Raw genomic sequence first — 26758 nt, forward strand, 5'->3', positions numbered from 1 at the left:
CCTTAAGCCGGAACGAACAGGCCAAGCCAGTAAAGAACATTCAGCAGGATGCCGGTGATCATTACTGCCACGACTGGTGCCGCCATTTTCTGTACCGGACGGCCCAGGGATTCGTTGAGGAAGTAAATGGCAACCGCGATAGAGAATCCGGTATAACCCGCCATCTTAATTGCTGCGAAAATCGAACCGACCAGCAGCGCCACTTCCATCAGCATATTCATGGCGTTACGGATGTTATCCGACGCATTACGCACCGACGGGTAGCGCCCCAGCCATTTGCCGATCGAACGAAGCAGCAAGACTTCTGCCGAAATAACCACTGCGCCTAATACCGCTGCAACCATCGGATTCGGCGAGAGATAGCCCACCGCATAAACAAAGGTAAAGCCCGCAACTGCATATACGCCGGTGGCTAACGCGGTGGTGGCAATCAACGGCACAAACCCCAGCCCACGCATAAATTCCGCCAGTGCCGCCTGATTGATCAGCGTTTGCGATTGTTCCGGCGTTACGCCTGCGGAATATGCTTTCTCCAGTGTGAAGATCGACACTTCGCTACCAGCAAAAATCTTCATGCTGGCAACGGCAGCAATCAATGCCCCCACGATGGCGATATAGGGTAAATTTTTGATAATCCGCGACGTACGCTCTTCAAAGACGGAAAGTCCGCTTGTATCAAGATCATTTTCATCACGATGACGCAGGTCGTGAGTTATCGCGATCCCCAGCAGCATCACCATGCCAATAAAGATTTCGATGGATTCCGGATTGAGATGCGGGAAATAGCGCACTACCACCACACGGGTCATCAGCACAACCACGGCAGCGATCAGACTTTGCTTCCAGCCAAACTGGTAGAAAATCGCTACCAGCGGGAACAGTGCAAACGCTGAAACCACCGGTGAGCTTAATTCCCCCAGGCTACCTAATACATCCACCGGTAGCGCGGTCAGCAGCTGGTTTACCGGCAACAGGCATGTGAGGATCAATATCCCCCAGATAGCGCCAAGACCAAACGCCATCAGGCTGTTTATCGCCAGTACGCCGAGGATATCGGTAGGAAGAAAGAGTAACCATGCGTTGAGTAGCCCGGTTTTCAGGGTAAAAGAGATCCCCACCGAGGCCACAAAACCAATGCTCAGACCAAAAGCGATACTCCCCGCCTCGCGACGGTTCATATAGCCTTCAATCAGCTGCGGCAGGATCGGGCGGATACCGTCATGAAAAACAGCCGCCGAGCGATGCGCCAGAAGCGATGTCATACCCGTCAGGCACGCCACCACGATAATCTGAATATACAGATCCATAGTCGTGCCTTTTATTTCAGATGGTTAATCAACATCGGAATCGCGTGTTCGACGTGCTCAACGGAAAGCCCAAACGCCACTTTCCCTTCGGCGATCATTTCGGCGATATGCTCGTCTTTCGCTTTAATGCCCGGCTTGGCAATGGTGCAACTTTTGTTATAGCCAATCACCGCGATGGCAATCGACAATGCCGCGCCCGCACCGGTATTACACGCGCCGATGTAGTAATCCAGTTGCCCGGATTTCACCTTCATCGCTGCTTCCATGTCGTTATAAATGAAAACTTCAAAACAGCCTGGAGCCGTCGCTTCAATGGTTTTTTTAATCTGCTCACGCTGTAAGCCTGCAACGCCAATCTTTTTCATTAGTCTGTCCTTATTGGAAAAATTGAGAGGGATTTTCACGTAACATCACATCCACATCGGCCTGACTGAATCCTGACTGGCGCAATTGCGGAATAAAGGTGGTCAATAAATAGTCATAGCCATAACCACCGTTGGCTTTTAAATGAGAGCGGCGCGTAATATCCATCGACAGCATGACGCGGTTCAGCAACCCACGGTCGCGTAGCGCATGAAGCATCGCAATACGCTTTTCGTCCGGGTAGTAACTGTTCTTACCAATGGTGTCGAACTGCACGTACGCGCCGAGATCGATCATCTTCAAAATGTTGTCGAGGTTGTCTTTCAGATCGCAGTGACCAACGGTGACACGCGAAAGATCAACTCCGTGGGCGTGCAGTAGCGCCAGTTGTTCCAGCCCCATGGTGCTAAAAGAGGTATGTGTGGAGATCGGGCGTCCGGTCTGGTTATGTGCCAGCGCGGCGGCAATAAATACCTTCTCTTCCAGCGGCGTAATCTTTCCTTCGCTGGAACCAATCTCCGCGATAATCCCGGCTTTCAGGTCGGTGCCATCGATACCCTGTTCAATTTCATCGACCATCTCCTGCGCCAGTTCCTGCACGCTGCGGGTCGCCACATGTTCCGGGAAAAACGCGTCCTGGTAATAACCGGTACAGGCCACCACGTTGATCCCCGTCTCACGCATTACATCGAGCATAAATTGCGCATTGCGCCCCATGTAACGGTTGGTCATCTCAATCACATTACGCACGCCCTGGGCCATCAGGTCGTTCATCTCCTGGCAAATGAACGCATACTGATCAAGGCGGCAGTCCACGTTGTTTTTAAAGCCGGAGAGATCAATATGCAGATGCTCATGGGCCAGGGTGTAACCCGTCGGATCAAAACTCATAGGGTGTCTCCTGCAAACCGGAGGGAGGAAAGAAAAGAGCGACCATTTTGTGGCGGTGGCGCACGGAAAAATTCACACACGGTAGCCCCCACATCAGAAAGCGTGGTGCGCACACCGAGTTGCGTATGGATCAGCCCTTGCTGATAAACCAGCACAGGCACGACTTCGCGGGTATGGTGGCTGTGACCGATTGTCGGGTCGTTGCCGTGATCCGCCATGACAATCAGGCAGTCATCTGGCTGCATCGCCTCAACCAGGAGAGCAAGATTACGGTCAACGACCTGCAAACGTTCGGCATAACGTGCGACGTCTTCTGCGTGACCAGCGAGGTCGGTTTCCTGAATGTTGGTGCAAATAAACGCTGTCTGATGGGTGATAAATTCGTCGAGGGTGATATCCATAATCCGCTGGCTATCCACCAGGTTTTGCCAGCTCACGCCATAAGGATTGCTGACGATATCTGCCACCTTACCCACCAGCACGGTTGGCACGCCCGCTTCATACAGTTTTTGCGGCACCTGCACTTTTTCATCGACGCCATAGCCCATATGCACGACCTGGAAGCCGTTGTCATAAGCGCCAGAACGCGGCGCGTTGATGCCAATAAAGCGCCCTTCTTTGCTTTCTGCGGCATCGAGAATACGCTGACTGTCGGTTAACAAGCCGCCAAATGTAATGACCCGACCGACCTGTACCTGGTCACGCACGATACGACCAATTTTGATTGCGTCGTCAAAAGAGATCACAGAGAGATTGGCGGTGATGTTATAGACCTGGCCTAAATCCGCCTCGAGATTATCGCCAATCGCAACCGCCTGATTGACCCACAGAAATTGCAGATCATCGCCACGGCGCTCCACCTGCCAGCCAGCGTTAAGTAATGCTTGCTCAACACGGTCAAGCACATCGCGAAAGGGCATCCGTAGCGGCGGTAACGGGCGCGTGCCTAAAATTTCCTGATGCCCCATAAAGGTATCGCCACCTTCATGTTGCAGCTCTGCCACGCCCCAGGTTGCAGAATCTGACGGCTGCATATCTCCAGGCGCATAACCTAATGCGTTGATTAGCCCCATTTTCTCCAGCGTTGGCAGCTGCAAATGCGGCAGCTGGCTCAGAATGTGACCACAGGTATTCGCTCCCGCATCCTGCGGACGCACCAGCGTGACATCTTTCATTGCGCCTACGCCAAAGCTATCAATCACTAACACCACGAATCGCGCCATTACGCCCCCAGAGAGTTTCCAAGACTGTCATAACGACCGACGATCTCCGGTTCGCCACGCTGAATACCCGATACCAGCACGACATCACTGCGGGTAACAAAAATCTGCGTACGAAAACAGAGCACCACCGCGCTGCTCACCGGAAACTCACCTGCTAACGGCAGGGTGTAGTCGATACTGCTGTCATCTACAGTTTTGAGGTTAGTTTCAGTAATCTTTTGATTTTCTTTAGTAAAAACCAGAGCGCGGTGAGCATGACCACGCCGGTAGTAACCGCCGCCGTAGCAGTAGCTGTCGCCACGGAAATGATGGGAGATTTCACTTAACCAGAGCATGGCGATACGTTCAGGCTGATCGCCCTGCTGGTTTGCCGGAATAGTGCCCGTCAGTGCATGACCGGGTTCGGCATGAGTCACACCGTATTCCGCCAATAATGGCAGCGAAGTGCAGCTGGTCGCTGAAGGCGCGTTCAGTTGCTCAATCGCAATACCAGATTTCGCCAGTTGATCCCGTGCTTGTACCAGCGTGTGAAGATTCGGTGTCGGCAAAACTTTCCCGCTTGTTTCATCCCAAAGCAGGCAAGGGAAATGGGTAAGTCCCGCTAAATGTAGTCCCGGCAGTTTCTGGATTTCAGCGACAATGTCATGCAGCGTGTTTTGGGGAAAACCGCTCTCCTGGCCCGGATAAAGAAAATCATCATCGCTATAAACTTTGAGCAGCACAGACTGCACACGTCCAGCATTCACCGCTGCCGCAGAGACTTCCCGCGCTTTATCGAGAGTAAACACGGTGATGACGTCAGTTCCCTGTGCAACGGCGTCAGAAACCTGGTGACAAGGGATTTGCACCAGATGTCCCTGATGCGCCACCGGCAGACCGGCGCGGCGCATGACCCGCGCCTCTTTGTAATCCACCGCCACAATGCCGCTGTAGCCCAGTGCCAGAAGTTTTTCCGCCAGCCATGGATTACGGCCAAACTGCTTGGTCATCAGATACAGCTCAATGCCGTAAAGCCGCGCCGTCTCAATCAGCCTCTTACCGTTTTCCAGTAACTGATCCACGTCGACAACCCAACTGTCCGGGGCGATCTTGCCCTGTTGCCACAAGCTTAGTGCGGCGGAAATCAGCGCTGGGTTCTGGCGTTTCAATGCTTCTACAAACATCTTGTTGCCTCGTTTCTATTCCTTGAATTAAACATTCATTTTTTTGAATATTTAAGTTATGTGACGCGGATTTGCCGTATAACTCAGACACCTTCGTTGGCGGCCATCCATAATCCATAGAGATTGGCCAGCAAATACCCTTCTTCACACGGGTTAATTTCCAGCGCGAATTCCTTCAATAGCACCTGATGCAATTGCACAATCGCTGGCCAGTATGTGGATTGCGCCAGTTCCGCCAGTAATTCGTCATCCAGCGGCAGTATGTGTTCGCCCCGACGACTGCGCATCAGCGCACTCGCCATATGCGTCATCGCCATCGTTCCCTGCTCGCTGCGTATGGGAAGATGGCATTCTGTTTCCAGTACTTTGACGACCTGCATCATGCCTTTGCAGATGTCCTTATCAATGACGCCTGCCTCGCAAAGCAGGTTGAGTCTGTTTTCCATTTAAGACGCCTTTCGCTTAATAACTGGGTTCAAGTTCCCCACTGACGACTCGCTGTTGATGAGCAAGCAGGGCATGTTTATCAACAACCGCACGTAGCAATTGTTGCATCGGGTAATCATCGGCTCGCGTTAGCACCACGGCTTCAGTGGCCTGTAAAAATCGTGGATCGTTCGTCAGCGGCGTCGCTTCTAATCCCAGCATGGCCAGTTCGCTTTCCGCCACCACGTTCCAGATAACCGCATCGACATCGCCTTTTACAATGCGTTGTAAACTCTCGTGATATGAGAGGTCGACGCGCTCCACATCGCTATTGCCAAAAAAGACATCGGTCATGATTTTCTGATCCGCCGAGCGGTTATCCAGCCCCACGCGTTTCACGTTGCCAGACGCCCCTTTACGGCAAATCAGCTGGTGCTCGCCAACATAGGTATGCGGCCCAAGTTCCAGCGCCAGGCATAACCCTTTTTGCGTGAGATAACTTTCTGCCGCCAGGCGGGACACTACCGCCATGTCATAGACGCCGTTAAGTAAACACTCCACGCGAATATCCGCGCCGCGCATATGCGCATAATAAAAAGGAATGCTATCAAACTGAGCTTTCAGCCCGCTTGCCAGTCCTTCGTACAAACGGGTATAGGGCAAGGGCATCGCACATACCACGTTGTTGATATCCACATGAGTCAGCAATGCTTTGTTATTCATCTCGACCAGATAACTGCCATTGCGCCCACGGCGTTCAATTCTAATCGCGCCGCTTGATTCCAGCGTTTTCAGCGCGGCCTGTGTCAGACCAACCGATGAATGGCATTCAGTTGCCAGTTCATCTATGGTTTTCAATCGATTACCGCACTTTTCACCTAACAAATAACGAGCCAGAGTCGTGATGACGACGCCTTCTTTTTTGATAAACGTTCGACGCATAATATATTTTCAATAAAGTGAATATTTATATCTTCATTAAAATGAAGATAAGTGGCAACTAAGAGATGTGGAAACGGCGAGGCACTTCACATTTTTTCGGGTTGTTGCGAAAAGAGGATAAAAAAACCGGGTTTCCCCAGTTTCAGAGTGATGATAAAAGCAAAATTGCCTGATGGCGCTACGCTTATCAGGCCTACATTTCCTTGCAATATGTGCATTACTTTGTAGGCCGGATAAGGCGTTCACGCCGCATCCGGCATGAACAAAGCGCAATTTGCCAGCAATAGTGAATTACGGCTTCGCCACAAAACCAATCGCTTCATACACCGCTTTCAGCGTACGGGAAGCGTGCGCGCTGGCTTTTTCTGCGCCGTCTTTCATCACCTGTTGCAGGAAGGCTTCGTCATTGCGGAAACGGTGATAGCGTTCCTGCAATTCAGTCAGCATACCGGAAACGGCATCAGCCACTTCGCCTTTCAGATGACCATACATCTTGCCTTCGAACTGTTTTTCCAGTTCCGGGATGCTCTTGCCAGTAACTGCAGAAAGGATATCCAGCAGGTTGGAAACGCCCGCTTTGTTCTGCACATCGTAGCGAACTACCGGTGGCTCGTCGGAGTCAGTGACCGCACGTTTGATTTTCTTCACTACCGATTTCGGATCTTCCAGCAGGCCGATAACGTTATTGCGGTTATCGTCAGACTTGGACATCTTCTTGGTCGGCTCCAGCAGCGACATTACGCGCGCGCCAGATTTCGGAATAAACGGCTCCGGTACTTTAAAAATATCGCCATACAGCGCGTTGAAACGCTGGGCGATATCGCGGCTCAGTTCCAGATGCTGTTTCTGATCTTCACCGACCGGCACCAGATTGGTTTGATACAGCAGGATGTCCGCCGCCATCAGCACCGGATAGTCAAACAGACCAGCGTTGATGTTCTCGGCATAACGCGCAGATTTATCTTTGAACTGGGTCATGCGGCTCAGTTCGCCGAAGTAGGTATAGCAGTTCAACGCCCAGCCTAGCTGCGCATGTTCTGGTACATGGGACTGAACAAAAATGGTGCTTTTCTCAGGATCGATGCCACATGCCAGGTACAGGGCCAGCGTATCCAGCGTCGCTTTACGCAGCTTTTGCGCATCCTGGCGCACGGTGATGGCATGTTGGTCAACGATGCAGTAAATGCAATGGTAGTCATCCTGCATGTTTACCCACTGACGCAGCGCACCCATGTAGTTACCAATGGTCAATTCACCTGAGGGCTGTGCGCCACTAAAAACGATGGGCTTAGTCATTTTTCGATTCCTGATTTTCGCTATGCGGAAGCCCTAATGCGGGCAGAAGGTCATTTATAGAGTGATAAATTACATCAGGCTGGCTGAGATCGATAGCCTCGCCGTAGTTATATCCGTAGGTTAAGCCAACTGATGGGCAACCTGCCGCTTTTGCCGCCTGAATATCATTGCGTGAGTCGCCAACAAACAGCATCTGTTGTGGGGCAATTCCCATCCGCGCAGCCACCAGTAACAGCGGGTCCGGATGCGGTTTTTTGTTTTGCACGTCATCACCACCAATCACCACGCTGAAGTATTTGGCGATATCTAAGGCTTCGAGCAGCGGCGCGACGAACGGCGTCGGTTTGTTGGTAACCAGGCCTAGCGGCAGGCCTTTAGCCTGCAACGCGCCCAGAGTATCGGCAACGTGCGGGAACAAAAACGTCCCCTCTTCGGCAACCTCGCCATAGTAGCGATCGAACAGTTTACGCAGAATACGTACCTGTTCTTCTGCCGGAATGTCGTCATCAACGGGCGGTTTACCCATTGTTTTACGCAGGGTCGCACGTTCCTGACGCGCCCAGGCCAATGCCCGCTCCATCAGGACATCTGCGCCGTTGCCAATCCAGGTAATAACGCGTTCTTCGCCTGCAACGGGCAACTCCAGCGCATACAGCGCCATATCTACCGCAGCAGCAAGACCTGGAGCACTGTCCACCAGCGTACCGTCGAGATCAAAAGCGACGCCGCGAATATCTTCAAACTTATTCATGACTTACCTTTGCCAGTTCACTGCGCATTTCATCAATGACTTTTTTGTAGTCTGGCTGGTCGAAGATTGCCGAACCGGCGACGAACATATCCGCTCCCGCCGCAGCAATTTCGCCAATGTTGTTCACCTTCACGCCACCGTCCACTTCCAGACGGATATCAAAGCCCGACTCATCGATGCGGCGGCGCACTTCGCGCAGTTTATCCAGTGTTTGCGGAATGAAAGACTGACCGCCGAAACCAGGGTTGACAGACATCAGCAGGATCACATCCAGCTTGTCCATCACATAATCCAGATAGCTCAATGGTGTCGCCGGGTTAAATACCAGCCCCGCTTTACAGCCATTTTCTTTAATCAGTTGCAGCGTGCGGTCAACATGCTCGGAGGCTTCTGGATGAAAGGTAATGATACTGGCGCCAGCAGCAGCGAAATCCGGCACAATGCGATCGACGGGTTTCACCATCAGATGCACGTCGATAGGGGCGGTAATGCCGTAGTTACGCAAGGATTTCAGCACCATTGGCCCAATTGTCAGGTTGGGAACATAGTGGTTATCCATGACGTCAAAATGCACGACATCAGCGCCAGCTGCCAGGGCCTTTGCGGTATCTTCACCCAGGCGGGCAAAATCAGCCGACAGAATTGAGGGGGCAATCAAATACTGTTTCATCCGCTTCTCCTTGAGAATTATTTTTTCGCGGGTGAAACGACTCCTGGTTTGTACAAAGCCAGCAGTTCGTCCACCTTTTTACGTGTGCCGCCGTTGCTGCTTATACTGCGTCGAACTTTGACGACATGCAATTTTGCGCGCTGATACCACTCACGCGTTAACATCGTATCGTGATTGGAGATCAGCACAGGAATATGGCGATCAACCAGACCTTCTGCGATCTCCGCCAGATGGGCTTGTTGTTCAAGCGTAAAACTGTTTGTGTGATACGCCGTGAAGTTAGCGGTCGCAGAAAGCGGCGCATAAGGCGGATCGCAATAGACGACGGATGCATCATCTGCGCGCGCCATGCTGTCGGCGTAAGACTCACAATAGAAAAAGGCATTCTGCGCTTTTTCGGCAAAATGATACAACTCAGCTTCCGGGAAATAGGGCTTTTTATAACGGCCAAACGGCACATTAAATTCACCGCGCAGATTGTAACGGCACAAACCGTTGTAACCGTAGCGGTTCAAATATAAAAACAGTACTGCCCGACGCAAGGGATCCTGGCTTTTGTTGAACTCTTCGCGGAACTGATAGTAGACCTCGGCGCAATTTGTTTCGGGAACAAACAGCTCGCGGGCAGCCTGCACATACTCTTCAGTACGCGTCTTTACAATGTTGTAGAGACTAATCAGATCGCTGTTGATATCAGCAAGGATATAACGAGAAAAGTCGGTGTTAAGAAACACCGACCCGGCACCAACAAAAGGCTCAACCAGACATTCGCCCTTAGGCAAATGCCGTTTAATATCATCAAGCAAGGGATATTTGCCCCCTGCCCACTTCAAAAAAGCGCGATTTTTCTTCATGCTGACTAACTAATTACACCTTCTCCGGCTGTGGAGAAAGCTCCGACAGCATCCAGCGCTTCAGGCAGTTCCCGCAACGGTTATCCATTGCGGGAAATAGCCTTGATTACTTCAGATCGGCCTGTACCTGACGCAGCGGTTTCGCCCAAGGATTTTTGGCCTGGACATCGGCTGGCAATGTAGATACCGCTTTTTTCGCTTCTTCTTTCGAAGCGTACACGCCAGAAACCAGGACATACCACGGCTGACCATTACGCGTCGTTTCATAGACAACGTAGTTTTTCAGGTTCTCTTTCTTCGCCCAACCGTTCAGGTTGTCGTAGTTAGAGGAACTGCTCAACTGCAGAGTGTAATGGCTTGACGGTGCCGATTTCAACGAACCAACATTACCCGCGCTCTTCGCCCCAGCAGCTGGTGTTGTCGTGGTTTGCGCCGGAGATGCCGTTTGTGCCGGCTCCGTGCTGGCAGTCGCATTCGGCGCTGGCGTTGCCGCTGGCGTAGAAGTCGCAGCCGGTGCCTTCGAGCTCGCCACTGGCGCTGCTGGTTCGGTACGCTTCGGTTGCTGTGCTACCGGCTTCGGTTCGGTTTTCACAGTTGCTTGCGGTTTTTTCGGTTCAATCACTGCCTGCTGACGCGGCGGACGTGTGGTGGTCGGACGTTCAGCGGTTTGCGTTTTTGCCGTGTCGCGCGATGCATTGCCATTGCGTACTGGCGCAACCGTTGCGGGTTCGGTCGGCAATGTCGAATTTACCGCCACATTGTTCAGCTGTTGCTGATTTTGTGGCTGGGTCAGGGCATTGTTCAGATCACCCTGTACTTCAACACGCTGTTGACCATCCGTTGCCGCCGGGGTCTGCCCCTGGGTCGGCGTAGAAGAAATCGGCGGCAGAGAAACATCCTGCTGAGTATTTTCCGCAGACGTGGTTCCCGGTGCTGGCTGCACGCCATTCGCCTGATCGGTCGCATTGCCAGCAAGATCAATACTCTTCTCGCCAGACGCAGTTTGATCGCTGGAAGAGGTCGAGGGGGCTTTTAACGCAGAACCGATACCGATGATCAACAGCAACAGAACCAGAATACCGACGCCCATCATCATATACTGACGAGAAGCAGGTTTGCTGGCTGCTTTTTTGCGCTTACGCGGACGCCGCTCTACACGCTCTTCATCCACCGTTTCATCTTCGGATTCGTCATATTCTTGTTCGATTTCCGGTTCCTCATCGCGCTCTTTTTGCGCGCGGGTCGGACGGCGATCATCCGTATCATCAAGTTCAATATCATCAAAATTGATCTGCGGTTCGCCACGTTCAGTACGTTCAGAAGATTGACGAGAACGACCAGTACGACGATCGCTGGGATCGGGTTTCAGCTCGTCTTCTGGTTTGAATTCATCCATTTAACACCCCACTAAAAGGTTAATGCTTACCACGTTGCAATTAACCTGAAGCTAATAAACCGCCGGATAAGCGGCCTGACCTTTCTTGTTGTTACGCTAACTGACAATCAGCAATGGCGTTAAGAACGATATCGTGCGAAACACCGCCGCGAACTTCGCTCTTACCAATTGCCAGCGGAAGAATTAAGCGCATTTCTCCCGCAAGAACTTTCTTGTCACGCAGCATATGCGGTAAATATGCCTGCGCGGACATTTCGCGCGGCCCATTGACCGGTAACCCAGCCCGCGTGAGCAGGGTAATAATACGCTGCGTTTCGGCAGAACTGAACTGCCCGAGACGTTCCGATGTGCGCGCCGCCATTACCATACCCGCAGCAACCGCTTCACCGTGTAGCCAATTACCATAGCCCATTTCAGCTTCAATGGCATGACCAAAGGTATGTCCAAGATTGAGTAAAGCACGTAAGCCAGCTTCACGCTCGTCGGCGGCGACAACTTCTGCTTTCAGCTCACAGCAGCGGCGAATACAGTACGCCATTGCAGGGCCATCCAGACGAAGCAGCGCGTCGAGATTCTCTTCCAGCCAGTGGAAAAACTCGCCGTCAAGAATAATGCCGTATTTGATGACTTCCGCTAGCCCCGAAGCTAACTCACGCTGAGGAAGCGTTTTCAGACAATCGAGATCTACCACCACCGATGCAGGTTGGTAAAACGCGCCAATCATGTTTTTACCGAGGGGATGGTTTACCGCGGTTTTGCCGCCAACGGAGGAGTCAACCTGCGACAATAACGTCGTTGGGACTTGAATGAAGCGAACGCCGCGCTGATAGCTCGCCGCCGCGAAACCGGTAAGATCGCCCACCACGCCGCCGCCAAGTGCAACCAGTGTAGTATCGCGGCCATGCGGCTTTTGCAACAACGCTGTAAAGACGGTGTCGAGTACTGCCAGGCTTTTATACTGCTCGCCGTCAGGGAGGATAACGCTATCGACGTTAACACCCGCCTGTTCAAGTACGCCGCGGACCTTATCGAGATACAGAGGAGCAAGGGTTTCGTTGGTGACCAACATCACCTGCTCGCCCGATTTCAGCGGTAAGAATGAAGCTGGTTCGTTAAACAAACCAGATGCGATGGTAATTGGGTAACTACGTTCCCCGAGAGTGACGACTATCCTCTCCATAACGCGACATCCACCTTAATTACTGTACCCGCAGACGAGTGTATTTAAAGCCAGAATTAGTTGCTTTCCAGCATGTTAATAATCTGGTTTGCGACCACTTTAGCGCTTTGGTCATCAGTACGAATGGTCACGTCGGCAATCTCTTCATACAGCGGATTGCGTTCATTGGCCAACGCTTCCAGAACTTCACGTGGCGGTGTTTCAACGTGCAGCAACGGGCGTTTTTTATCACGCTGCGTGCGTGCAAGTTGCTTTTCGATAGTCGTTTCAAGATAAACGACAACGCCACGAGCGGAAAGACGGTTACGCGTTTCGCGGGATTTCACAGAGCCGCCGCCAGTAGCCAGCACAATACCCTGCTTCTCGGTCAATTCATTGATGACCTTTTCTTCGCGATCGCGGAAGCCTTCTTCGCCTTCTAAATCGAAAACCCAGCCCACATCAGCTCCGGTTCGTTTCTCAATCTCTTGATCGGAATCGTAAAATTCCATATTGAGTTGTTGAGCTAACTGGCGCCCAATAGTGCTTTTTCCGGCACCCATAGGCCCAACCAGAAAGATATTGCGTTTCTCTGCCATTTTTTCGGTACTACTAAGACTATTCGTTAATGATAAACCCGCTTCGCTCAGAGAGCGCAGCAGGACATGAACTGAAACCTCATAAGATATTGCGAGAGTCAGACTGAAAATTATCTCAATACTCCAGCAGGTTTGGCAACTGAATAAATCGCCCATCCCTCTGCATATCTGGTCGCTGCAGGCATGCTGCCTTGCTATCACCGCTTTGGCGATAAATCACCGGGTAAGATTAGCGTAAAAAAGACAGCAAAATGCCGCCTGAATGATAAATCATCATCATAAAACGCAGGCAGCTAAGAGCACCAACTCTCAAATCGGTACTCCTTGTATGCTAAATACCTGCGCGCGTCAAATAGATGAAACACGTTCAACGTAAAAACATCACCGCTTTTGCGGCGGTTTACTCACTGGAAACCAGTCGTGGCGTGATAAACACCACTAACTCACGTCGTTCATCTTCTTTTCCGTCATGACGAAATAATTGCCCGAACCAGGGAATGTCACCCAACAGCGGTACGCTATCCTGACCCGATTTATTTTTACGGGTAAAAATGCCGCCCAGCGCCAACGTTTCTCCGCTTTTGACCTCGACTTGCGTTTCGATCTCCTGCTTGTCAATTGCCAGCACTTCGCCATCGGCTTGTTGAAGGACCTGCCCCGGAACGTTCTGGCTGATGTGTAATTTCAGCCGGATGCGACCTTTTTGTAACACCGTGGGCGTGACCTCCATTCCCAGTACCGCCTCTTTAAACTCCACCGATGTTGCACCACTTTCACCACTGGAAACCTGATACGGAATTTCGCTTCCCTGTTTAATGCTGGCAGGCTGGAGATGCGAAGCCAGTAAACGTGGACTGGCGATGATATCCAGTTGCTGTTTCTGTTCTAGTGCGGAAAGCTCCAGATCCAGCAAACGTCCGTTGATCCGCCCAATGTTAAAACCGATATGCGTCGTCGCCGTCGCCACCGCGAGATCGCTACCGAGCGTAGTCACTTGCCCAACGCCGCCAGCTTGTTGCGCATCGGCCAGCGTCCATTTCACGCCTAACTCGCGCAGACTTTTTTCATTAATGGTGACAATGTGTGCCGACAGTTCAACCTGGCCTACCGGCAAATCCATTTGCATGACCCACTGTTCCAGTGCAGTTAACGCCGCCTGGTTATCGCGCAACAAAAGGCGATTGGTACGTTTATCAACGGTCATGCTGCCTTTGGTGCTAAGTAGCTTCTCCCCCGCTTTCGCCAACTCTCCGGCATCGGCGTATTGCAGGGTAATGCTGCGATTTTCCAGCGGCAGGTTTGCCTGCGCCCGTGCTTTCTCTGCCTCCTGGCGGGCGATATTTTCATTTTGCCAGGCAACGGAATGCACTGAAAGAATATTGCCTTCCTGACGCGTTATCAGCCCGGCGCTTTTCACTACGGTTTGTAGCGCCTGCTTCCAGGGAACATCCGTTAAATGTAGCGATACCGTACCGCTGACGTCTGGCGACACCACCAGGTTTAGCTTCTCCTGTTCGGCCAGCGCCTGCAAAACCTGAGCAACCGGAACGTCATCCACCATCAGCGTGACTTTTTGCGGCTTTGCCGCCTGCACGATGGGCATCATCATCAACAGTAGTGCGGCTATCCATTGCTTCATTTGTATCTCCTTGCCGTTGCCACAACCACTGTGGCGGTTCGCAGTTTGTCCCGGTTCCCAGCGTTAGTGTGTCTGGCGTCAGCTGTAAGATCGTCCAGCCGTTTTCCAGCACATCGTTTTGCTGCACCCGTCGCCATTTCTTTTGCCCATCTTTTATTACGCCAATAACGCGCTCGCCTCTTCCTACCATCCCCTGATAGCGCCACTGGGTAAGTTCGCTAATCCGGCATAGATCTTCCGGTGGTTTAAACGGGTCGCGCATGCCGGTTAATAGCCATAATGCAACACCAGCCAGCAGCCAACGTTTAGCCATCATTCGCCCCCTCCAGTTGGAGCGTGAACAAGAGTTCATCACCTTCCACGCTTAACGAAAAACGACTTACGCTGACGTTGCGCTCTGCCAGTCGTGTAAATGCCGACGGCACCGCTTCCCAGAGCGTTTTCAACGCCAACTCCCCTCCCTGGGCGGACGGATGCCAGTAAACCAGTTGCGCGCCAGGCAACTGAAAATCCAGCGGCGAAAAGGGCAACGTCTTTTCTTCGCGGATGGGTGTGGTGTCTACCAGGCGATGCAGTGCAGCCCACTGCTGGTGATTACTTGCCCGCAGTCGAATTAATGCGTCGCCCTCTTCCTGATGGGCCAATGAAAGAACGATGATTGTGAATAACACCAGCAACCAGACTGCCCAGCCAAACTGACGGGTACGAGGAGATGTGGTAAACCACCAGTCAAAGAGCGAGTTCATCGCTAACCTTCCTTGTTAACTGGTACGCAAATTGCCAGCGCCCTTGTGCATCCTGCTGCGTGGCCCCTCGCTGGTTGAGCTGAAAAGAGGCATCCTCACGGAGTGACTTCTCCAACACATTTAGTGCTGTGATGTTCGACGTAAGTCCTTTGACTTCCAGCGTTCCCTGCTGCCAGCTCAGCGTGGTCAGCCAGGCTTTTTCTGGTAAAAGCGTCGCCAGCGCTTCCAGCGCTGGTTGCCAGTCGCGGGTAAATTGTCGCTGTCGCTGACGTCGCAAATGCTGTTCGCGTAACTGTTGGCGTTCCAACAAACGTGGCTTAGTGACCTGTAAGCTACGGGCGAGTTGTTGTTCTCCCTCGAGCAAAATGGCGTCTACGCGTGCTTCGGCGTTATATGCCAGACACTGCATTAGCGTTATCCCTACGGTCAGCAGCAGAGGGGCAACAAACATCTGCAACCAGAAGCGAAAAAAGGCCGCACGGCGTTGCTGTCGCCAGGGCAAAAAATTGATTGGTGGGTTCATTAGCGACTCTCCCCAAGCGCCAGCCCCAGCGCAATGGCGAAGTCTCCACCTGGTGGCGGTAGCGGCGGCTGACGAACAGAAACCGCCTCCCAGGGGTCAAATCCGCCTTCGCCGCATATTGCGATACTGTCGGGATCCACGGATAACATCGCTGCAAGGTCATTCGCGCTTGTCATCCCCACCACCAGCTTGCGCCCCCAGCTATAACGCGTCGCCCACAACCACTGTTCGTGATCACACCAGGCCAGACATTGCTTGTGAGGGGGTAAAAAAGGCAGAAACCGTTGTAAAGCGCAGGCATCTGGGGTAATTGCGCTAACGTGAACACGCAATCTTTCTGCCAGGGTAAGTAACGTTGCCAACTCTTTGCTTTGCGCGGCGGTCACGTTATAGGCCGGGCTTAGTGAATCTTCGCTATAATCGAAGCGCAGGGAGTCCGGTTCCATATCCAGCTCGCGTGCCATTGTGCCTGCTAGCCATGCCGTTTGCTCTCGCTCACCGAGAGACATCGCCGGGCGTGGAAATGCCCTCTGTAACGTTCGACCAGCAGGAAATGCCAGCATAATGTGATGTCGATGCGGCAGTTCACGACTCCACGGTAACAACGTTTTTGCCAGCCGCTCTGTATCGAGAATGCGTCCATCTTTGATAATGTCTGTCGCCAGCGGCAAACGCCACCAACGTTGCAAAAAACATTCTTTTGCACCACGCACGATAGCAACCGCCACCGCTTCTTGCTGTTGTAAATGCAAACCAATTTGCCAGTTCTTAAATGCCATTGTGATGATCTCCTTATCACCCGTCACTCTGACGGGTATATCAATGCGTCTGGCTTGCCTTTATACTACCGCGCGTTTGTTTATAAACTGCCCAAATGAAACCAAATCGGAAATTTCCAGTGAAGTTCGTAAAGTATTTATTGATCCTTGCAGTCTGTTGCATTCTGCTGGGAGCAGGCTCGATTTATGGCCTCTACCGCTACATCGAGCCACAACTGCCGGATGTGGCGACATTAAAAGATGTTCGCCTGCAAATTCCGATGCAGATTTACAGCGCCGATGGCGAGCTAATTGCGCAATATGGTGAAAAACGTCGTATTCCGGTTACGTTGGATCAAATCCCGCCGGAAATGGTGAAAGCCTTTATCGCGACGGAGGACAGCCGCTTTTATGAGCATCACGGCGTTGACCCGGTGGGGATCTTCCGTGCGGCAAGTGTGGCGTTGTTCTCTGGTCACGCGTCACAAGGGGCGAGTACCATTACCCAGCAACTGGCGAGAAACTTCTTCCTCAGTCCGGAACGCACGCTGATGCGTAAGATTAAGGAAGTCTTCCTCGCGATTCGTATTGAACAGTTGCTGACTAAAGACGAGATCCTCGAGCTTTATCTGAACAAGATTTACCTCGGTTACCGCGCCTATGGTGTCGGTGCTGCGGCACAAGTCTATTTCGGTAAAACGGTCGACCAACTGACGCTGAACGAAATGGCGGTGATTGCCGGGCTGCCAAAAGCCCCATCCACTTTCAACCCGCTCTACTCAATGGATCGCGCCGTCGCGCGGCGTAACGTTGTGCTGTCGCGTATGTTGAGCGAAGGGTATATCACCCAGCAGCAATATGATCAGACGCGTAGTGAGCCGATTAACGCCAATTATCACGCGCCGGAAATTGCCTTCTCGGCGCCGTATCTCACCGAAATGGTGCGTCAGGAGATGTATAGCCGTTACGGCGAAAGCGCTTATGAAGACGGTTATCGCATTTACACCACCATTACCCGCAAAGTTCAGCAGGCCGCGCAGCAAGCGGTGCGTAACAACGTGCTGGACTACGACATGCGTCACGGTTATCGCGGCCCGGCTAATGTGCTGTGGAAAGTGGGTGAGACGGCGTGGGACACCAAAAAGATAACCAATACTCTGAAAGCGTTGCCGACTTACGGTCCGCTGCTGCCTGCCGCAGTTACCAGCACCAATCCGCAGGAAGCGACAGCGATGCTGGCTGACGGAACGTCCGTAACGTTGCGTATGGAAGGCGTTCGCTGGGCGCGTCCTTACCGTTCAGACACTCAACAGGGACCAACGCCGCGTAAAGTGACTGATGTGGTGCAAACGGGTCAGCAAATCTGGGTTCGCCAGGTTGGCGATGCCTGGTGGCTGGCGCAGGTGCCAGAGGTGAACTCGGCGCTTGTGTCGATCAATCCGCAAAACGGTGCCGTCATGGCGCTGGTTGGTGGCTTTGACTTCAACCAGAGCAAGTTTAACCGCGCAACTCAGGCGCTGCGTCAGGTAGGTTCGAATATCAAACCGTTCCTCTACACCGCAGCAATGGATAAAGGTCTGACGCTGGCAAGTATGCTGAACGATGTGCCGATTTCTCGCTGGGACGCCGGTGCTGGTTCTGACTGGGAGCCGAAAAACTCACCGCCGCAATATGCCGGTCCAATCCGTTTACGTCAGGGACTGGGTCAGTCGAAGAACGTAGTGATGGTGCGTGCAATGCGGGCTATGGGCGTCGACTACGCTGCAGAGTATCTGCAACGCTTCGGCTTCCCGGCGCAAAACATTGTTCATACCGAATCGCTGGCGCTGGGTTCCGCGTCCTTCACGCCGCTGCAGGTGGCGCGCGGCTATGCAGTAATGGCGAACGGTGGCTTCCTGGTGGATCCGTGGTTTATCAGCAAAATTGAAAACGACCAGGGCGGCGTGATTTTCGAAGCGAAACCGAAAGTAGCTTGCCCGGAATGCGATATCCCGGTGATTTATGGCGATACGCAAAAATCGAACGTGCTGGAAAATAACGACGTTGAAGACGTGGCTATCTCCCGCGAGCAGCAAAATGTTTCGGTGCCGATGCCGCAACTGGAGCAAGCTAATCAGACATTAGTCGCGAAGACCGGCGCGCAGGAGTATGCACCGCACGTTATCAGCACTCCGCTGGCATTCCTGATTAAGAGCGCACTGAACACCAATATCTTTGGTGAACCAGGCTGGCAAGGTACTGGCTGGCGCGCAGGTCGTGATTTGCAACGTCATGATATCGGCGGGAAAACCGGGACCACCAACAGCTCGAAGGATGCATGGTTCTCGGGTTACGGACCAGGCGTAGTAACCTCAGTATGGATTGGCTTTGACGACCACCGTCGTAATCTCGGTCATACCACGGCTTCCGGGGCAATTAAAGATCAGATCTCTGGTTATGAAGGTGGTGCTAAAAGCGCGCAGCCTGCATGGGACGCTTATATGAAAGCCGTTCTGGAAGGCGTACCGGAACAACCGCTGACGCCGCCGCCGGGTATTGTGACGGTGAATATCGATCGCAGCACTGGGCAACTGGCCAGCGGCGGCAACAGCCGCGAAGAGTACTTCATTGAAGGTACACAGCCTACACAGCAAGCGGTGCGCGAGGTGGGAACGACCATTATCGATAATGGTGAGGCACAGGAATTGTTCTGATTAAAAAGGCGCTTCGGCGCCTTTTCAGTTTGCTGGCAAAGTGCGCGTTGTTCATGCCGGATGCGGCATGAACGCCTTAGCCGGCATGCAAAATCTTGAAAACTCAATACATTGCAGGAACCCCGTAGGCCTGATATGCATGACGCATCAGGCAAGATCTACGTATTTACAACCGTCCCTGCCCCTTCAACCACTCACGTACCAGGAACAGCGCGCTGACATTGCGCGCTTCATTGAAGTCAGGCTCTTCGAGCAAATCCATCATATGCGCCAGCGGCCAGCGAACCTGCGGTAGCGGCTCCGGCTCATCGCCTTCCAGCGATTCCGGGTAGAGATCTTGCGCCACCACAATATTCATTTTGCTGGAAAAGTAAGACGGCGCCATGCTGAGTTTCTTCAAAAAAGTCAGATCGTTCGCACCAAATCCCACTTCTTCTTTTAGCTCGCGGTTAGCTGCTTCGTAGACGCTTTCACCGGGATCAATCAGCCCTTTCGAAAACCCTAACTCGTAGGATTCAGTTCCCACCGCGTACTCACGAATCAGGATCAGATGGTCGTCCACAATAGGCACAATCATCACCGCTTCCCTGTTGGTTGGACGCATTCGTTCATAAACACGCCGCACGCCATTGCTGAACTCCAGATCCACGCTTTCGACGGTAAACAGTCGGGAACGGGCTACAGTTTCAACATTCAGAATGGTGGGTTTTTGTAATGATTTTCTCATTGTGGAATCTTTGCAGTGAAATCAGTATTTATTGTGCGATATCGGACACCGTTTCGGCAATGTGAATTGCATGTTATTTACATTTATGCAACCTGATAAATAATCGTTCTCAAATCAAATTAAAAGTCAATAGGTTGAAATAACTCCAGGAATTTGCTGATATTCCGCCCTCAGAGGGTTTGCTATGATCAGCGGTTACTGGGATGCGCTTAATGATGCTCAAGTTCAACTCCACGCTTGCCGATAGCCAACCGCAGAATCCTATATTGTGTCCAGGGTGCGAATAATCACGCCTGACAAATTAAGTAAGATGGGGAAAGCATGAGCACCATTGTGATTTTTTTAGCTGCTTTGCTGGCCTGCTCACTACTTGCGGGATGGCTGATAAAAACCCGCACCAGGCGGCGACAATTGCCCTGGGCTAACGCCTTCGCTGATGCGCAAACGCGCAAACTCACTTCTGAAGAACGTAGCGCCGTTGAAAATTATCTCGAAAGCCTGACGCAGATTTTGCAGGTTCCCGGCCCGACGGGGGCCAGCACGGCGCCTGTCTCTCTGACGCTGAACGCCGAAAGCAATAATGTGATGATGCTGACGCACGCTATCACACGTTATGGCATCTCTACCGACGATCCCAATAAATGGCGCTACTACCTTGACTCGGTAGAAGTCCACCTGCCGCCTTTCTGGGAGCAGTACATCAACGACGAAAACACCGTTGAACTGATTTATACCGACTCACTCCCATTAGTCATTTCACTCAACGGCCATACGCTGCAAGAGTATATGCAGGAGACTCGCGGTTACACGTTACAACCTATTCCATCAACGCAGGCATCGATTCGCGGTGAAGAGAGCGAACAAATTGAGTTGCTCAACATTCGCCAGGAAACGCACGAAGAGTATGCACTTAGCCGCCCACGAGGATTGCGGGAAGCGCTGCTGATTGTCGCCTCATTCCTGATGTTCTATTTCTGCCTGGTGACCCCGGATGTATTTGTCCCGTGGTTGGTTGGCGGCGCGCTGCTGCTGCTGGGCGCGGGCCTGTGGGGATTATATGCGCCACCTGCCAAATCCTCCCTAAGGGAAATCCACTGCCTGCGCGGGACACCGCGTCGCTGGGGGCTGTTTGGTGAAAACTCTCAGGAACAGATTAACAATATTTCGCTTGGTATTATCGATCTGGTCTACCCCGCGCACTGGCAACCTTACATTGCCCAGGATCTCGGACAACAAACCGATATCGATATCTACCTCGACCGTCACGTCGTGCGCCAGGGGCGCTATCTTTCGCTGCATGACGAAGTAAAAAACTTCCCGTTGCAGCACTGGCTACGCAGCACGGTTATCGCAGCCGGTTCGCTGATAGTCTTGTTTATGCTGCTGTTCTGGATCCCACTGGATATGCCGCTGAAATTCACTCTCTCGTGGATGAAAGGCGCGCAGACTATTGAGGCCACCAGTGTTAAACAACTCGCGGACGCTGGCGTACGCGTAGGCGATACCTTACGTCTAAGTGGTACAGGCATGTGTAATATCCGCACTTCCGGCACCTGGAGCGCGAAAACCAATTCACCGTTTTTGCCGTTTGACTGCTCGCAAATCATCTGGAATGACGCCCGTTCATTGCCATTACCGGAATCGGAACTGGTTAACAAAGCTACGGCACTGACCGAAGCAGTAAACCGTCAACTGCACCCTAAACCAGAAGATGAATCACGCGTCAGTGCCTCATTACGTTCTGCGATTCAGAAATCCGGCATGGTTTTGCTTGATGACTTTGGCGACATCGTACTGAAGACAGCAGATCTCTGTGCAGCCAAAGATGATTGTGTGCGCTTAAAAAACGCCCTGGTGAATCTTGGCAACAGTAAGGACTGGGACGCACTGGTGAAACGCGCCAACGCAGGAAAACTTGATGGTGTGAATGTATTACTCCGCCCGGTGAGCGCAGAATCGCTGGATAATCTGGTGGCGACTTCCACCGCACCGTTTATCACTCATGAAACGGCGCGAGCGGCACAATCACTGAATAGCCCAGCGCCTGGCGGCTTCCTGATTGTCAGCGACGAAGGCAGCGATTTTGTCGATCAACCGTGGCCAGCAGCCTCACTTTATGACTACCCGGCGCAAGAACAATGGAACGCTTTCCAGAAGCTGGCGCAAATGTTGATGCATACACCGTTTAACGCCGAGGGGATCGTCACCAATATTTTCACCGATGCCAACGGCACGCAGCATATCAGCTTGCACCCTATTCCGGACCGTTCTGGCCTGTGGCGCTATCTCGGCACCACATTACTGCTACTGACGATGTTCGGCTGTGCCATCTATAATGGCGTGCAGGCCTGGCGTCGTTACCAGCGTCATCGCACCCGCATGATGGAGATTAAGGAATATTACGAAAGCTGCCTGAATCCGACGCTGCTCACGTCTTCAGAAAGCCTCATCGAATAACACGTTTGCGCGGCAGGTTATGCTACCCTGTCGCGCAAATTGCTTCACTCTGGAGATTTCCCCCATGCATATCAACATTGCCTGGCAGGACGTAGACACCGTTCTGCTGGATATGGACGGCACGTTGCTCGACCTCGCCTTCGATAACTATTTTTGGCAAAAGCTGGTGCCTGAAACATGGGGCGCGAAAAACGGTGTTACGCCACAGGAAGCAATGGAATATATGCGCCGACAATATCACGACGTGCAGCATACGCTAAACTGGTACTGTCTTGATTACTGGAGCGAGCAACTGGGTCTGGATATCTGTGCGATGACCACCGAGATGGGGCCGCGTGCTGTGTTGCGTGAAGATACTATTCCGTTTCTCGAAGCGCTGAAAGCCAGCGGCAAGCAGCGAATTTTGCTCACTAACGCCCATCCACATAACCTGGCCGTTAAACTTGAGCATACGGGTCTGGACGCACACCTTGATTTATTACTTTCCACCCACACATTTGGTTATCCGAAAGAGGATCAGCGGTTATGGCATGCGGTGGCCGAAGCTACGGGTCTGAAAGCTGAAAGAACGCTGTTTATTGATGACAGCGAAGCCATTCTCGATGCTGCCGCGCAATTTGGTATTCGTTACTGTCTCGGCGTCACCAACCCTGACTCTGGAATAGCCGAAAAACAGTATGAACGCCATCCGTCACTGAATGACTACCGCCGCCTGATCCCCTCGCTAATGTGAAGGAGACGCCATGAAAGAAAAACCGGCTGTTGAGGTTCGACTGGATAAATGGCTATGGGCCGCCCGTTTTTATAAAACCCGCGCGCTGGCCCGCGAAATGATTGAAGGCGGTAAGGTGCATTACAACGGGCAACGCAGCAAGCCGAGTAAAGTCGTCGAGCTGAATGCCACGCTCACGCTGCGCCAGGGAAATGACGAACGAACGGTGATTGTAAAGGCGATTACTGAACAGCGTCGCCCCGCCAGCGAGGCGGTCTTGTTGTATGAAGAGACTGCGGAAAGCGTAGAGAAACGCGAAAAAATGGCGCTGGCACGTAAACTTAATGCCTTAACCATGCCGCACCCGGACCGGCGCCCGGACAAAAAAGAGCGCCGTGACCTGTTACGATTTAAACACGGCGACAGTGAATAACTGTCACCTGCAAGAGAGATGATTATGCCGCAACATGACCAATTACATCGCTATCTGTTTGAAAACTTTGCCGTTCGCGGCGAACTGGTAACCGTTTCGGAAACCCTGCAACAGATCCTTGAGAATCACGATTATCCGCAGCCGGTGAAAAACGTGCTGGCAGAACTGCTGGTCGCGACCAGCCTGTTGACCGCTACGCTGAAGTTTGATGGTGATATCACCGTACAGCTGCAAGGCGACGGTCCGATGAATCTAGCGGTTATTAACGGTAACAACAAACAGCAGATGCGTGGTGTGGCGCGCGTGCAGGGCGAAATTCCAGAAAATGCCGACCTGAAAACGCTGGTCGGCAATGGTTACGTGGTGATCACCATTACCCCGAGCGAAGGCGAACGCTATCAGGGCGTGGTTGGTCTGGAAGGTGATACCCTGGCGGCTTGCCTGGAAGATTACTTTATGCGTTCTGAACAGCTGCCGACGCGCCTGTTTATTCGCACCGGTGACGTAGACGGCAAACCGGCTGCGGGCGGTATGTTGTTGCAGGTAATGCCTGCGCAAAATGCCCAGCAAGACGACTTCGACCACCTGGCGACGCTGACCGAAACCATCAAAACTGAAGAGCTGCTGACGTTACCGGCAAACGAAGTTTTGTGGCGCTTATACCACGAAGAAGAGGTGACGGTTTACGATCCGCAGGATGTTGAATTCAAATGCACCTGCTCGCGTGAACGTTGCGCAGGCGCGCTGAAAACGCTGCCGGATGAAGAAGTTGATAGCATCCTCGCGGAAGAAGGCGAAATTGACATGCATTGTGATTACTGTGGTAACCACTATCTGTTCAATGCAATGGATATTGCCGAGATCCGCAACAATGCGTCTCCGGCAGACCCGCAGGTTCATTAATCGCCATATCCGGCAGAGATGACTCTGCCGGATATCATAACTAAATTGCCTGATGCGCTGCGCTTATCTGGCCTACGGATTAAATGCAATTTATCGCAGGCAAGATAAGGCGCCGCATCCAAACGCGCTGTCACTCATTCAGATTCAAATCCAGCGTTTCACCATCCACCGTAAGATCGCGCCACACTTTAGGCTTTGTCCCCAGTTTTCCATCCTTCGCCGCTGTGAGTAATTTCTCTTTCGTTATTACACGCGGAAGTGAACTCATCGTAATCTCTTTCCATTCTTTCCCGGCAGGATCAACACCATAGACAATGACTCTTTCATCATTAAAGGCAAACAGGATCCGCTCAGCCCTACCATCACTATTCAGATCTTGCTCTACCAGCACGCAGGCATCTTTTTCAATACATATCATTGCGTTATAGCGATTTTTCATCACTACCGACCAGAATGTCGTATCAGGTTTGCCAGAACCTGGGGCAATAAATACATTATCAGCTAATGCTTTTTCCGATATCTGCTGCTGAAGACGTTGCACTCCATCAAACGCCATCAGCAGACCCCGCCTGCGTTTCGGGTCTTTCATATACTCGACATCGCTTTTCAGCGACTCAAGCGCTGCACGCCCATAGCGACCGCTATGTTCGAGCATGTAGATACTTACCTGGTCTGGCGTGTTCTCGCCACTCTGATAACGCGCCATATGGCTGTTCACGCTAATGCGCATACTGTCCAGCACCGGTGAATTAAGAAGCACCAGTATCACCAGCACCAATAACGAAACCGTAAGGTTCACTTTGCCCTGAAGAACAAGGGGATTTTGCCCTTTACGCCAGGCAATACTGACGAAATACCCCAGCGACCAGACCAGTAACACCACCACCGCCAGTGCGCCGTGCAAGCGTTCGGTAGTCCAGCCGTATTGAGCGACCCGCATCCATATAGCCCAGGCGGCGATCAGCACATAGAGCGGCGCCACCAGCAGAGACGTTTTTATCAGGCAACGCAACGGGCCAGTCCAGGGAAGCGATGCTTTTTGCGGATCGCGGACAATGGCCATTAAGAGCAACTGCAAAAAGGCCAGAGTTAAAAGCAGCCCAGCGGCGGAGATGTGGCGGGAAATCGCATTCAAACCAGCAAAGGGCAAAGTGATAATAAACAGCAGCGTCAGCAGTGAAACCAGTGGTAGCAAACCTGTAGCGATTAACGTGAAGAGCTTTTGAATAGAGGCGATTAACCGCGATTGAGTCCGCGCAAGAATGACTGCCAGAGCGGTAACCAGGCCCAGCGTAAGATAAATAAACCAGTCGGTTGAAAAAAAGAGGGTACTGAAAAACGTGATGCCAACAAGTTTAAATAACTCACTCCACAGTAAAAGTACCAGCCATGTCAGACCATTAGTGATCAAAATCACCATCAATATTAGAGCGTTATGCCACGCTGACTGGTAAAAAAAGCTATAGTTCGTTCGCTCTTTTCTGTCGTGCAAATTCAGTTGTATCCAGGGCAATAACAACATCGCCATTAACAGCAGATAACAACCAAATTCCCAGAGTTCCTGGTCCGCTCGCCAGGGACTCATGCCATCAATTTGCCACTTCAGCCAGCCGCTCATCGCCAGGGTGGCAATAAATACCAGCGCCAGCCACCCCCACAAACGCTTCTGTTTGAAAGATTCCACGGTGAATAACAAAACGGATGAAAGCGCCACGGTCGCAGGAATGCCGTAAACAAGCCAGTTGTTATTGTCCACAGCCAGCCAGGTTATCAGAAAATAGCAAACCAGCCCCTGGATTAATCCAGTGGCGACCATTCCCCACCGTGTTGCAGGTGAAATTTCAACGTTATCCATGTTCATGATCCGGAGTCAAAAGGAAGGTTAATTATTGCATTCAGGCAGTACTAATAATTATTTTAAGAAAAATTTACAAAAAATTTTGCGGTGGTGAATCGATACTTTACTGATTGATTTTACATAAATTTCAATCAAGAATGAGATTTAACTCACATTATAATGGCCAATTAAACTAACATTTAACCTTTTAGGAACATTTTCCACACCTGGAATGCTATTTCTGCGATAATAGCAACCGTTTCGTGACAGGAATCACGGAGTTTTTTGTC

The 26758-nt window shown here is 51.9% G+C and carries 26 protein-coding genes; 5 read left to right on the plus strand and 21 right to left on the minus strand.

Going from position 1 to position 26758, the window contains the following annotated elements; all coding sequences use genetic code 11:
• Window positions 1-2 precede the first annotated feature (2 nt).
• From FEK50_RS13950 to hofM, 19 genes are all read right to left on the minus strand, one after another.
• Entirely contained in the window at window positions 3-1307 is a 1305-nt protein-coding gene (locus FEK50_RS13950) for a YhfT family protein (protein ID WP_130208943.1), read from the minus strand.
• 11 nt (window positions 1308-1318) lie between these two features.
• Window positions 1319-1672 (minus strand): DUF2620 domain-containing protein, encoded by a 354-nt coding sequence (locus FEK50_RS13955; protein ID WP_131161830.1) that lies wholly within the window; start codon window positions 1670-1672, stop codon window positions 1319-1321.
• Window positions 1673-1682: 10 nt separating this feature from the next.
• The gene (locus FEK50_RS13960; RefSeq protein WP_131161831.1) at window positions 1683-2561 is read right to left on the minus strand and encodes a phosphotriesterase-related protein; all 879 of its coding nucleotides are present in this window, start codon (window positions 2559-2561) and stop codon (window positions 1683-1685) included.
• Complete coding sequence (locus FEK50_RS13965; protein ID WP_131161832.1) at window positions 2558-3784, minus strand: phosphopentomutase; 1227 nt, start codon at window positions 3782-3784, stop codon at window positions 2558-2560. The genes FEK50_RS13960 and FEK50_RS13965 overlap by 4 nt, the downstream gene beginning before the upstream one ends.
• Window positions 3784-4947: a YhfX family PLP-dependent enzyme gene (locus FEK50_RS13970; RefSeq protein WP_131161833.1), complete on the minus strand. Its 1164-nt coding sequence runs from the start codon at window positions 4945-4947 to the stop codon at window positions 3784-3786. Before FEK50_RS13970 ends, FEK50_RS13965 begins: the two co-directional genes overlap by 1 nt.
• 83 nt (window positions 4948-5030) lie before the next feature.
• The gene (locus tag FEK50_RS13975) at window positions 5031-5393 is read right to left on the minus strand and encodes a PRD domain-containing protein (RefSeq protein ID WP_130208951.1); all 363 of its coding nucleotides are present in this window, start codon (window positions 5391-5393) and stop codon (window positions 5031-5033) included.
• 16 nt (window positions 5394-5409) lie between these two features.
• On the minus strand, window positions 5410-6315 hold the full coding sequence (yhfZ, locus tag FEK50_RS13980) for a GntR family transcriptional regulator YhfZ (RefSeq protein ID WP_130208953.1): 906 nt from the start codon (window positions 6313-6315) through the stop codon (window positions 5410-5412).
• Window positions 6316-6606: 291 nt separating this feature from the next.
• Window positions 6607-7611 carry a tryptophan--tRNA ligase gene (gene trpS / locus FEK50_RS13985; protein ID WP_130208955.1) on the minus strand — a complete coding sequence of 335 codons (1005 nt, stop codon included), beginning with the start codon at window positions 7609-7611 and terminating at the stop codon, window positions 6607-6609.
• Window positions 7604-8362, minus strand: coding sequence for a phosphoglycolate phosphatase (gene gph, locus FEK50_RS13990; RefSeq protein WP_130208957.1), 759 nt, complete (start codon window positions 8360-8362; stop codon window positions 7604-7606). Before gph ends, trpS begins: the two co-directional genes overlap by 8 nt.
• The gene (gene rpe / locus FEK50_RS13995; RefSeq protein WP_000816280.1) at window positions 8355-9032 is read right to left on the minus strand and encodes a ribulose-phosphate 3-epimerase; all 678 of its coding nucleotides are present in this window, start codon (window positions 9030-9032) and stop codon (window positions 8355-8357) included. Before rpe ends, gph begins: the two co-directional genes overlap by 8 nt.
• Before the next feature lie 17 nt (window positions 9033-9049).
• Window positions 9050-9886, minus strand: a complete 837-nt coding sequence (gene dam, locus FEK50_RS14000; RefSeq protein ID WP_130217642.1) for an adenine-specific DNA-methyltransferase — start codon at window positions 9884-9886, stop codon at window positions 9050-9052.
• A gap of 106 nt (window positions 9887-9992) precedes the next feature.
• The gene (damX, locus tag FEK50_RS14005; protein WP_131161834.1) at window positions 9993-11282 is read right to left on the minus strand and encodes a cell division protein DamX; all 1290 of its coding nucleotides are present in this window, start codon (window positions 11280-11282) and stop codon (window positions 9993-9995) included.
• 91 nt (window positions 11283-11373) lie between these two features.
• Window positions 11374-12462, minus strand: a complete 1089-nt coding sequence (aroB, locus tag FEK50_RS14010) for a 3-dehydroquinate synthase (RefSeq protein ID WP_130208963.1) — start codon at window positions 12460-12462, stop codon at window positions 11374-11376.
• A gap of 56 nt (window positions 12463-12518) precedes the next feature.
• Window positions 12519-13040: a shikimate kinase AroK gene (aroK, locus tag FEK50_RS14015; protein WP_001507994.1), complete on the minus strand. Its 522-nt coding sequence runs from the start codon at window positions 13038-13040 to the stop codon at window positions 12519-12521.
• A 400-nt stretch (window positions 13041-13440) separates the two neighbouring features.
• Window positions 13441-14679 (minus strand): DNA uptake porin HofQ, encoded by a 1239-nt coding sequence (gene hofQ / locus FEK50_RS14020; protein ID WP_131161835.1) that lies wholly within the window; start codon window positions 14677-14679, stop codon window positions 13441-13443.
• The gene (locus FEK50_RS14025) at window positions 14591-14995 is read right to left on the minus strand and encodes a DUF2531 family protein (protein WP_130221396.1); all 405 of its coding nucleotides are present in this window, start codon (window positions 14993-14995) and stop codon (window positions 14591-14593) included. The genes hofQ and FEK50_RS14025 overlap by 89 nt, the downstream gene beginning before the upstream one ends.
• Window positions 14985-15425 carry a DNA utilization protein HofO gene (locus FEK50_RS14030; RefSeq protein ID WP_131161836.1) on the minus strand — a complete coding sequence of 147 codons (441 nt, stop codon included), beginning with the start codon at window positions 15423-15425 and terminating at the stop codon, window positions 14985-14987. The genes FEK50_RS14025 and FEK50_RS14030 overlap by 11 nt, the downstream gene beginning before the upstream one ends.
• Window positions 15409-15948: a PilN domain-containing protein gene (locus FEK50_RS14035; RefSeq protein WP_131161837.1), complete on the minus strand. Its 540-nt coding sequence runs from the start codon at window positions 15946-15948 to the stop codon at window positions 15409-15411. The genes FEK50_RS14030 and FEK50_RS14035 overlap by 17 nt, the downstream gene beginning before the upstream one ends.
• Window positions 15948-16727, minus strand: a complete 780-nt coding sequence (gene hofM / locus FEK50_RS14040; RefSeq protein ID WP_130261024.1) for a DNA utilization protein HofM — start codon at window positions 16725-16727, stop codon at window positions 15948-15950. The genes FEK50_RS14035 and hofM overlap by 1 nt, the downstream gene beginning before the upstream one ends.
• Before the next feature lie 119 nt (window positions 16728-16846).
• Here hofM and mrcA point away from each other — a divergent pair, with 119 nt between their 5' ends.
• Window positions 16847-19399: a peptidoglycan glycosyltransferase/peptidoglycan DD-transpeptidase MrcA gene (mrcA, locus tag FEK50_RS14045; RefSeq protein ID WP_130208973.1), complete on the plus strand. Its 2553-nt coding sequence runs from the start codon at window positions 16847-16849 to the stop codon at window positions 19397-19399.
• A 166-nt stretch (window positions 19400-19565) separates the two neighbouring features.
• Here the strand turns inward: mrcA and nudE are convergent, their stop codons facing one another.
• On the minus strand, window positions 19566-20126 hold the full coding sequence (gene nudE / locus FEK50_RS14050; RefSeq protein ID WP_105268146.1) for an ADP compounds hydrolase NudE: 561 nt from the start codon (window positions 20124-20126) through the stop codon (window positions 19566-19568).
• A gap of 321 nt (window positions 20127-20447) precedes the next feature.
• Here nudE and igaA point away from each other — a divergent pair, with 321 nt between their 5' ends.
• The 4 genes from igaA to hslO all read left to right on the plus strand — a co-directional run bounded on the left by igaA (window position 20448) and on the right by hslO (window position 24631).
• The gene (igaA, locus tag FEK50_RS14055; protein WP_130261026.1) at window positions 20448-22583 is read left to right on the plus strand and encodes an intracellular growth attenuator protein IgaA; all 2136 of its coding nucleotides are present in this window, start codon (window positions 20448-20450) and stop codon (window positions 22581-22583) included.
• 64 nt (window positions 22584-22647) lie between these two features.
• Window positions 22648-23316 carry a GMP/IMP nucleotidase gene (gene yrfG, locus FEK50_RS14060; RefSeq protein WP_130208977.1) on the plus strand — a complete coding sequence of 223 codons (669 nt, stop codon included), beginning with the start codon at window positions 22648-22650 and terminating at the stop codon, window positions 23314-23316.
• Window positions 23317-23326: 10 nt separating this feature from the next.
• Window positions 23327-23728, plus strand: a complete 402-nt coding sequence (gene hslR / locus FEK50_RS14065; protein WP_000660493.1) for a ribosome-associated heat shock protein Hsp15 — start codon at window positions 23327-23329, stop codon at window positions 23726-23728.
• 24 nt (window positions 23729-23752) lie between these two features.
• The gene (gene hslO, locus FEK50_RS14070) at window positions 23753-24631 is read left to right on the plus strand and encodes an Hsp33 family molecular chaperone HslO (RefSeq protein WP_130208979.1); all 879 of its coding nucleotides are present in this window, start codon (window positions 23753-23755) and stop codon (window positions 24629-24631) included.
• Between the two features lie 130 nt (window positions 24632-24761).
• Here the strand turns inward: hslO and FEK50_RS14075 are convergent, their stop codons facing one another.
• Entirely contained in the window at window positions 24762-26486 is a 1725-nt protein-coding gene (locus FEK50_RS14075; protein ID WP_131161838.1) for a DUF4153 domain-containing protein, read from the minus strand.
• Between the last annotated feature and the right edge of the window lie 272 nt (window positions 26487-26758).

Source organism: Escherichia sp. E2586, from assembly GCF_005781105.1.
Lineage (GTDB): Bacteria > Pseudomonadota > Gammaproteobacteria > Enterobacterales > Enterobacteriaceae > Escherichia.

Coding starts and splice junctions, on each gene's coding strand:
- rpe (WP_000816280.1), bottom strand. CDS start 9,032: ATGAAACAGTATTTGATTGCCCCCTCAATTCTGTCGGCTGATTTTGCC.
- hslO (WP_130208979.1), top strand. CDS start 23,753: ATGCCGCAACATGACCAATTACATCGCTATCTGTTTGAAAACTTTGCC.
- FEK50_RS14035 (WP_131161837.1), bottom strand. CDS start 15,948: ATGAACCCACCAATCAATTTTTTGCCCTGGCGACAGCAACGCCGTGCG.
- yrfG (WP_130208977.1), top strand. CDS start 22,648: ATGCATATCAACATTGCCTGGCAGGACGTAGACACCGTTCTGCTGGAT.
- trpS (WP_130208955.1), bottom strand. CDS start 7,611: ATGACTAAGCCCATCGTTTTTAGTGGCGCACAGCCCTCAGGTGAATTG.
- FEK50_RS13950 (WP_130208943.1), bottom strand. CDS start 1,307: ATGGATCTGTATATTCAGATTATCGTGGTGGCGTGCCTGACGGGTATG.
- damX (WP_131161834.1), bottom strand. CDS start 11,282: ATGGATGAATTCAAACCAGAAGACGAGCTGAAACCCGATCCCAGCGAT.
- nudE (WP_105268146.1), bottom strand. CDS start 20,126: ATGAGAAAATCATTACAAAAACCCACCATTCTGAATGTTGAAACTGTA.
- FEK50_RS14075 (WP_131161838.1), bottom strand. CDS start 26,486: ATGGATAACGTTGAAATTTCACCTGCAACACGGTGGGGAATGGTCGCC.
- FEK50_RS13955 (WP_131161830.1), bottom strand. CDS start 1,672: ATGAAAAAGATTGGCGTTGCAGGCTTACAGCGTGAGCAGATTAAAAAA.
- igaA (WP_130261026.1), top strand. CDS start 20,448: ATGAGCACCATTGTGATTTTTTTAGCTGCTTTGCTGGCCTGCTCACTA.
- aroK (WP_001507994.1), bottom strand. CDS start 13,040: ATGGCAGAGAAACGCAATATCTTTCTGGTTGGGCCTATGGGTGCCGGA.
- yhfZ (WP_130208953.1), bottom strand. CDS start 6,315: ATGCGTCGAACGTTTATCAAAAAAGAAGGCGTCGTCATCACGACTCTG.
- FEK50_RS13970 (WP_131161833.1), bottom strand. CDS start 4,947: ATGTTTGTAGAAGCATTGAAACGCCAGAACCCAGCGCTGATTTCCGCC.
- dam (WP_130217642.1), bottom strand. CDS start 9,886: ATGAAGAAAAATCGCGCTTTTTTGAAGTGGGCAGGGGGCAAATATCCC.
- FEK50_RS13975 (WP_130208951.1), bottom strand. CDS start 5,393: ATGGAAAACAGACTCAACCTGCTTTGCGAGGCAGGCGTCATTGATAAG.
- hofM (WP_130261024.1), bottom strand. CDS start 16,727: ATGGCATTTAAGAACTGGCAAATTGGTTTGCATTTACAACAGCAAGAA.
- aroB (WP_130208963.1), bottom strand. CDS start 12,462: ATGGAGAGGATAGTCGTCACTCTCGGGGAACGTAGTTACCCAATTACC.
- hslR (WP_000660493.1), top strand. CDS start 23,327: ATGAAAGAAAAACCGGCTGTTGAGGTTCGACTGGATAAATGGCTATGG.
- FEK50_RS14030 (WP_131161836.1), bottom strand. CDS start 15,425: ATGAACTCGCTCTTTGACTGGTGGTTTACCACATCTCCTCGTACCCGT.
- hofQ (WP_131161835.1), bottom strand. CDS start 14,679: ATGAAGCAATGGATAGCCGCACTACTGTTGATGATGATGCCCATCGTG.
- FEK50_RS13965 (WP_131161832.1), bottom strand. CDS start 3,784: ATGGCGCGATTCGTGGTGTTAGTGATTGATAGCTTTGGCGTAGGCGCA.
- FEK50_RS13960 (WP_131161831.1), bottom strand. CDS start 2,561: ATGAGTTTTGATCCGACGGGTTACACCCTGGCCCATGAGCATCTGCAT.
- FEK50_RS14025 (WP_130221396.1), bottom strand. CDS start 14,995: ATGATGGCTAAACGTTGGCTGCTGGCTGGTGTTGCATTATGGCTATTA.
- gph (WP_130208957.1), bottom strand. CDS start 8,362: ATGAATAAGTTTGAAGATATTCGCGGCGTCGCTTTTGATCTCGACGGT.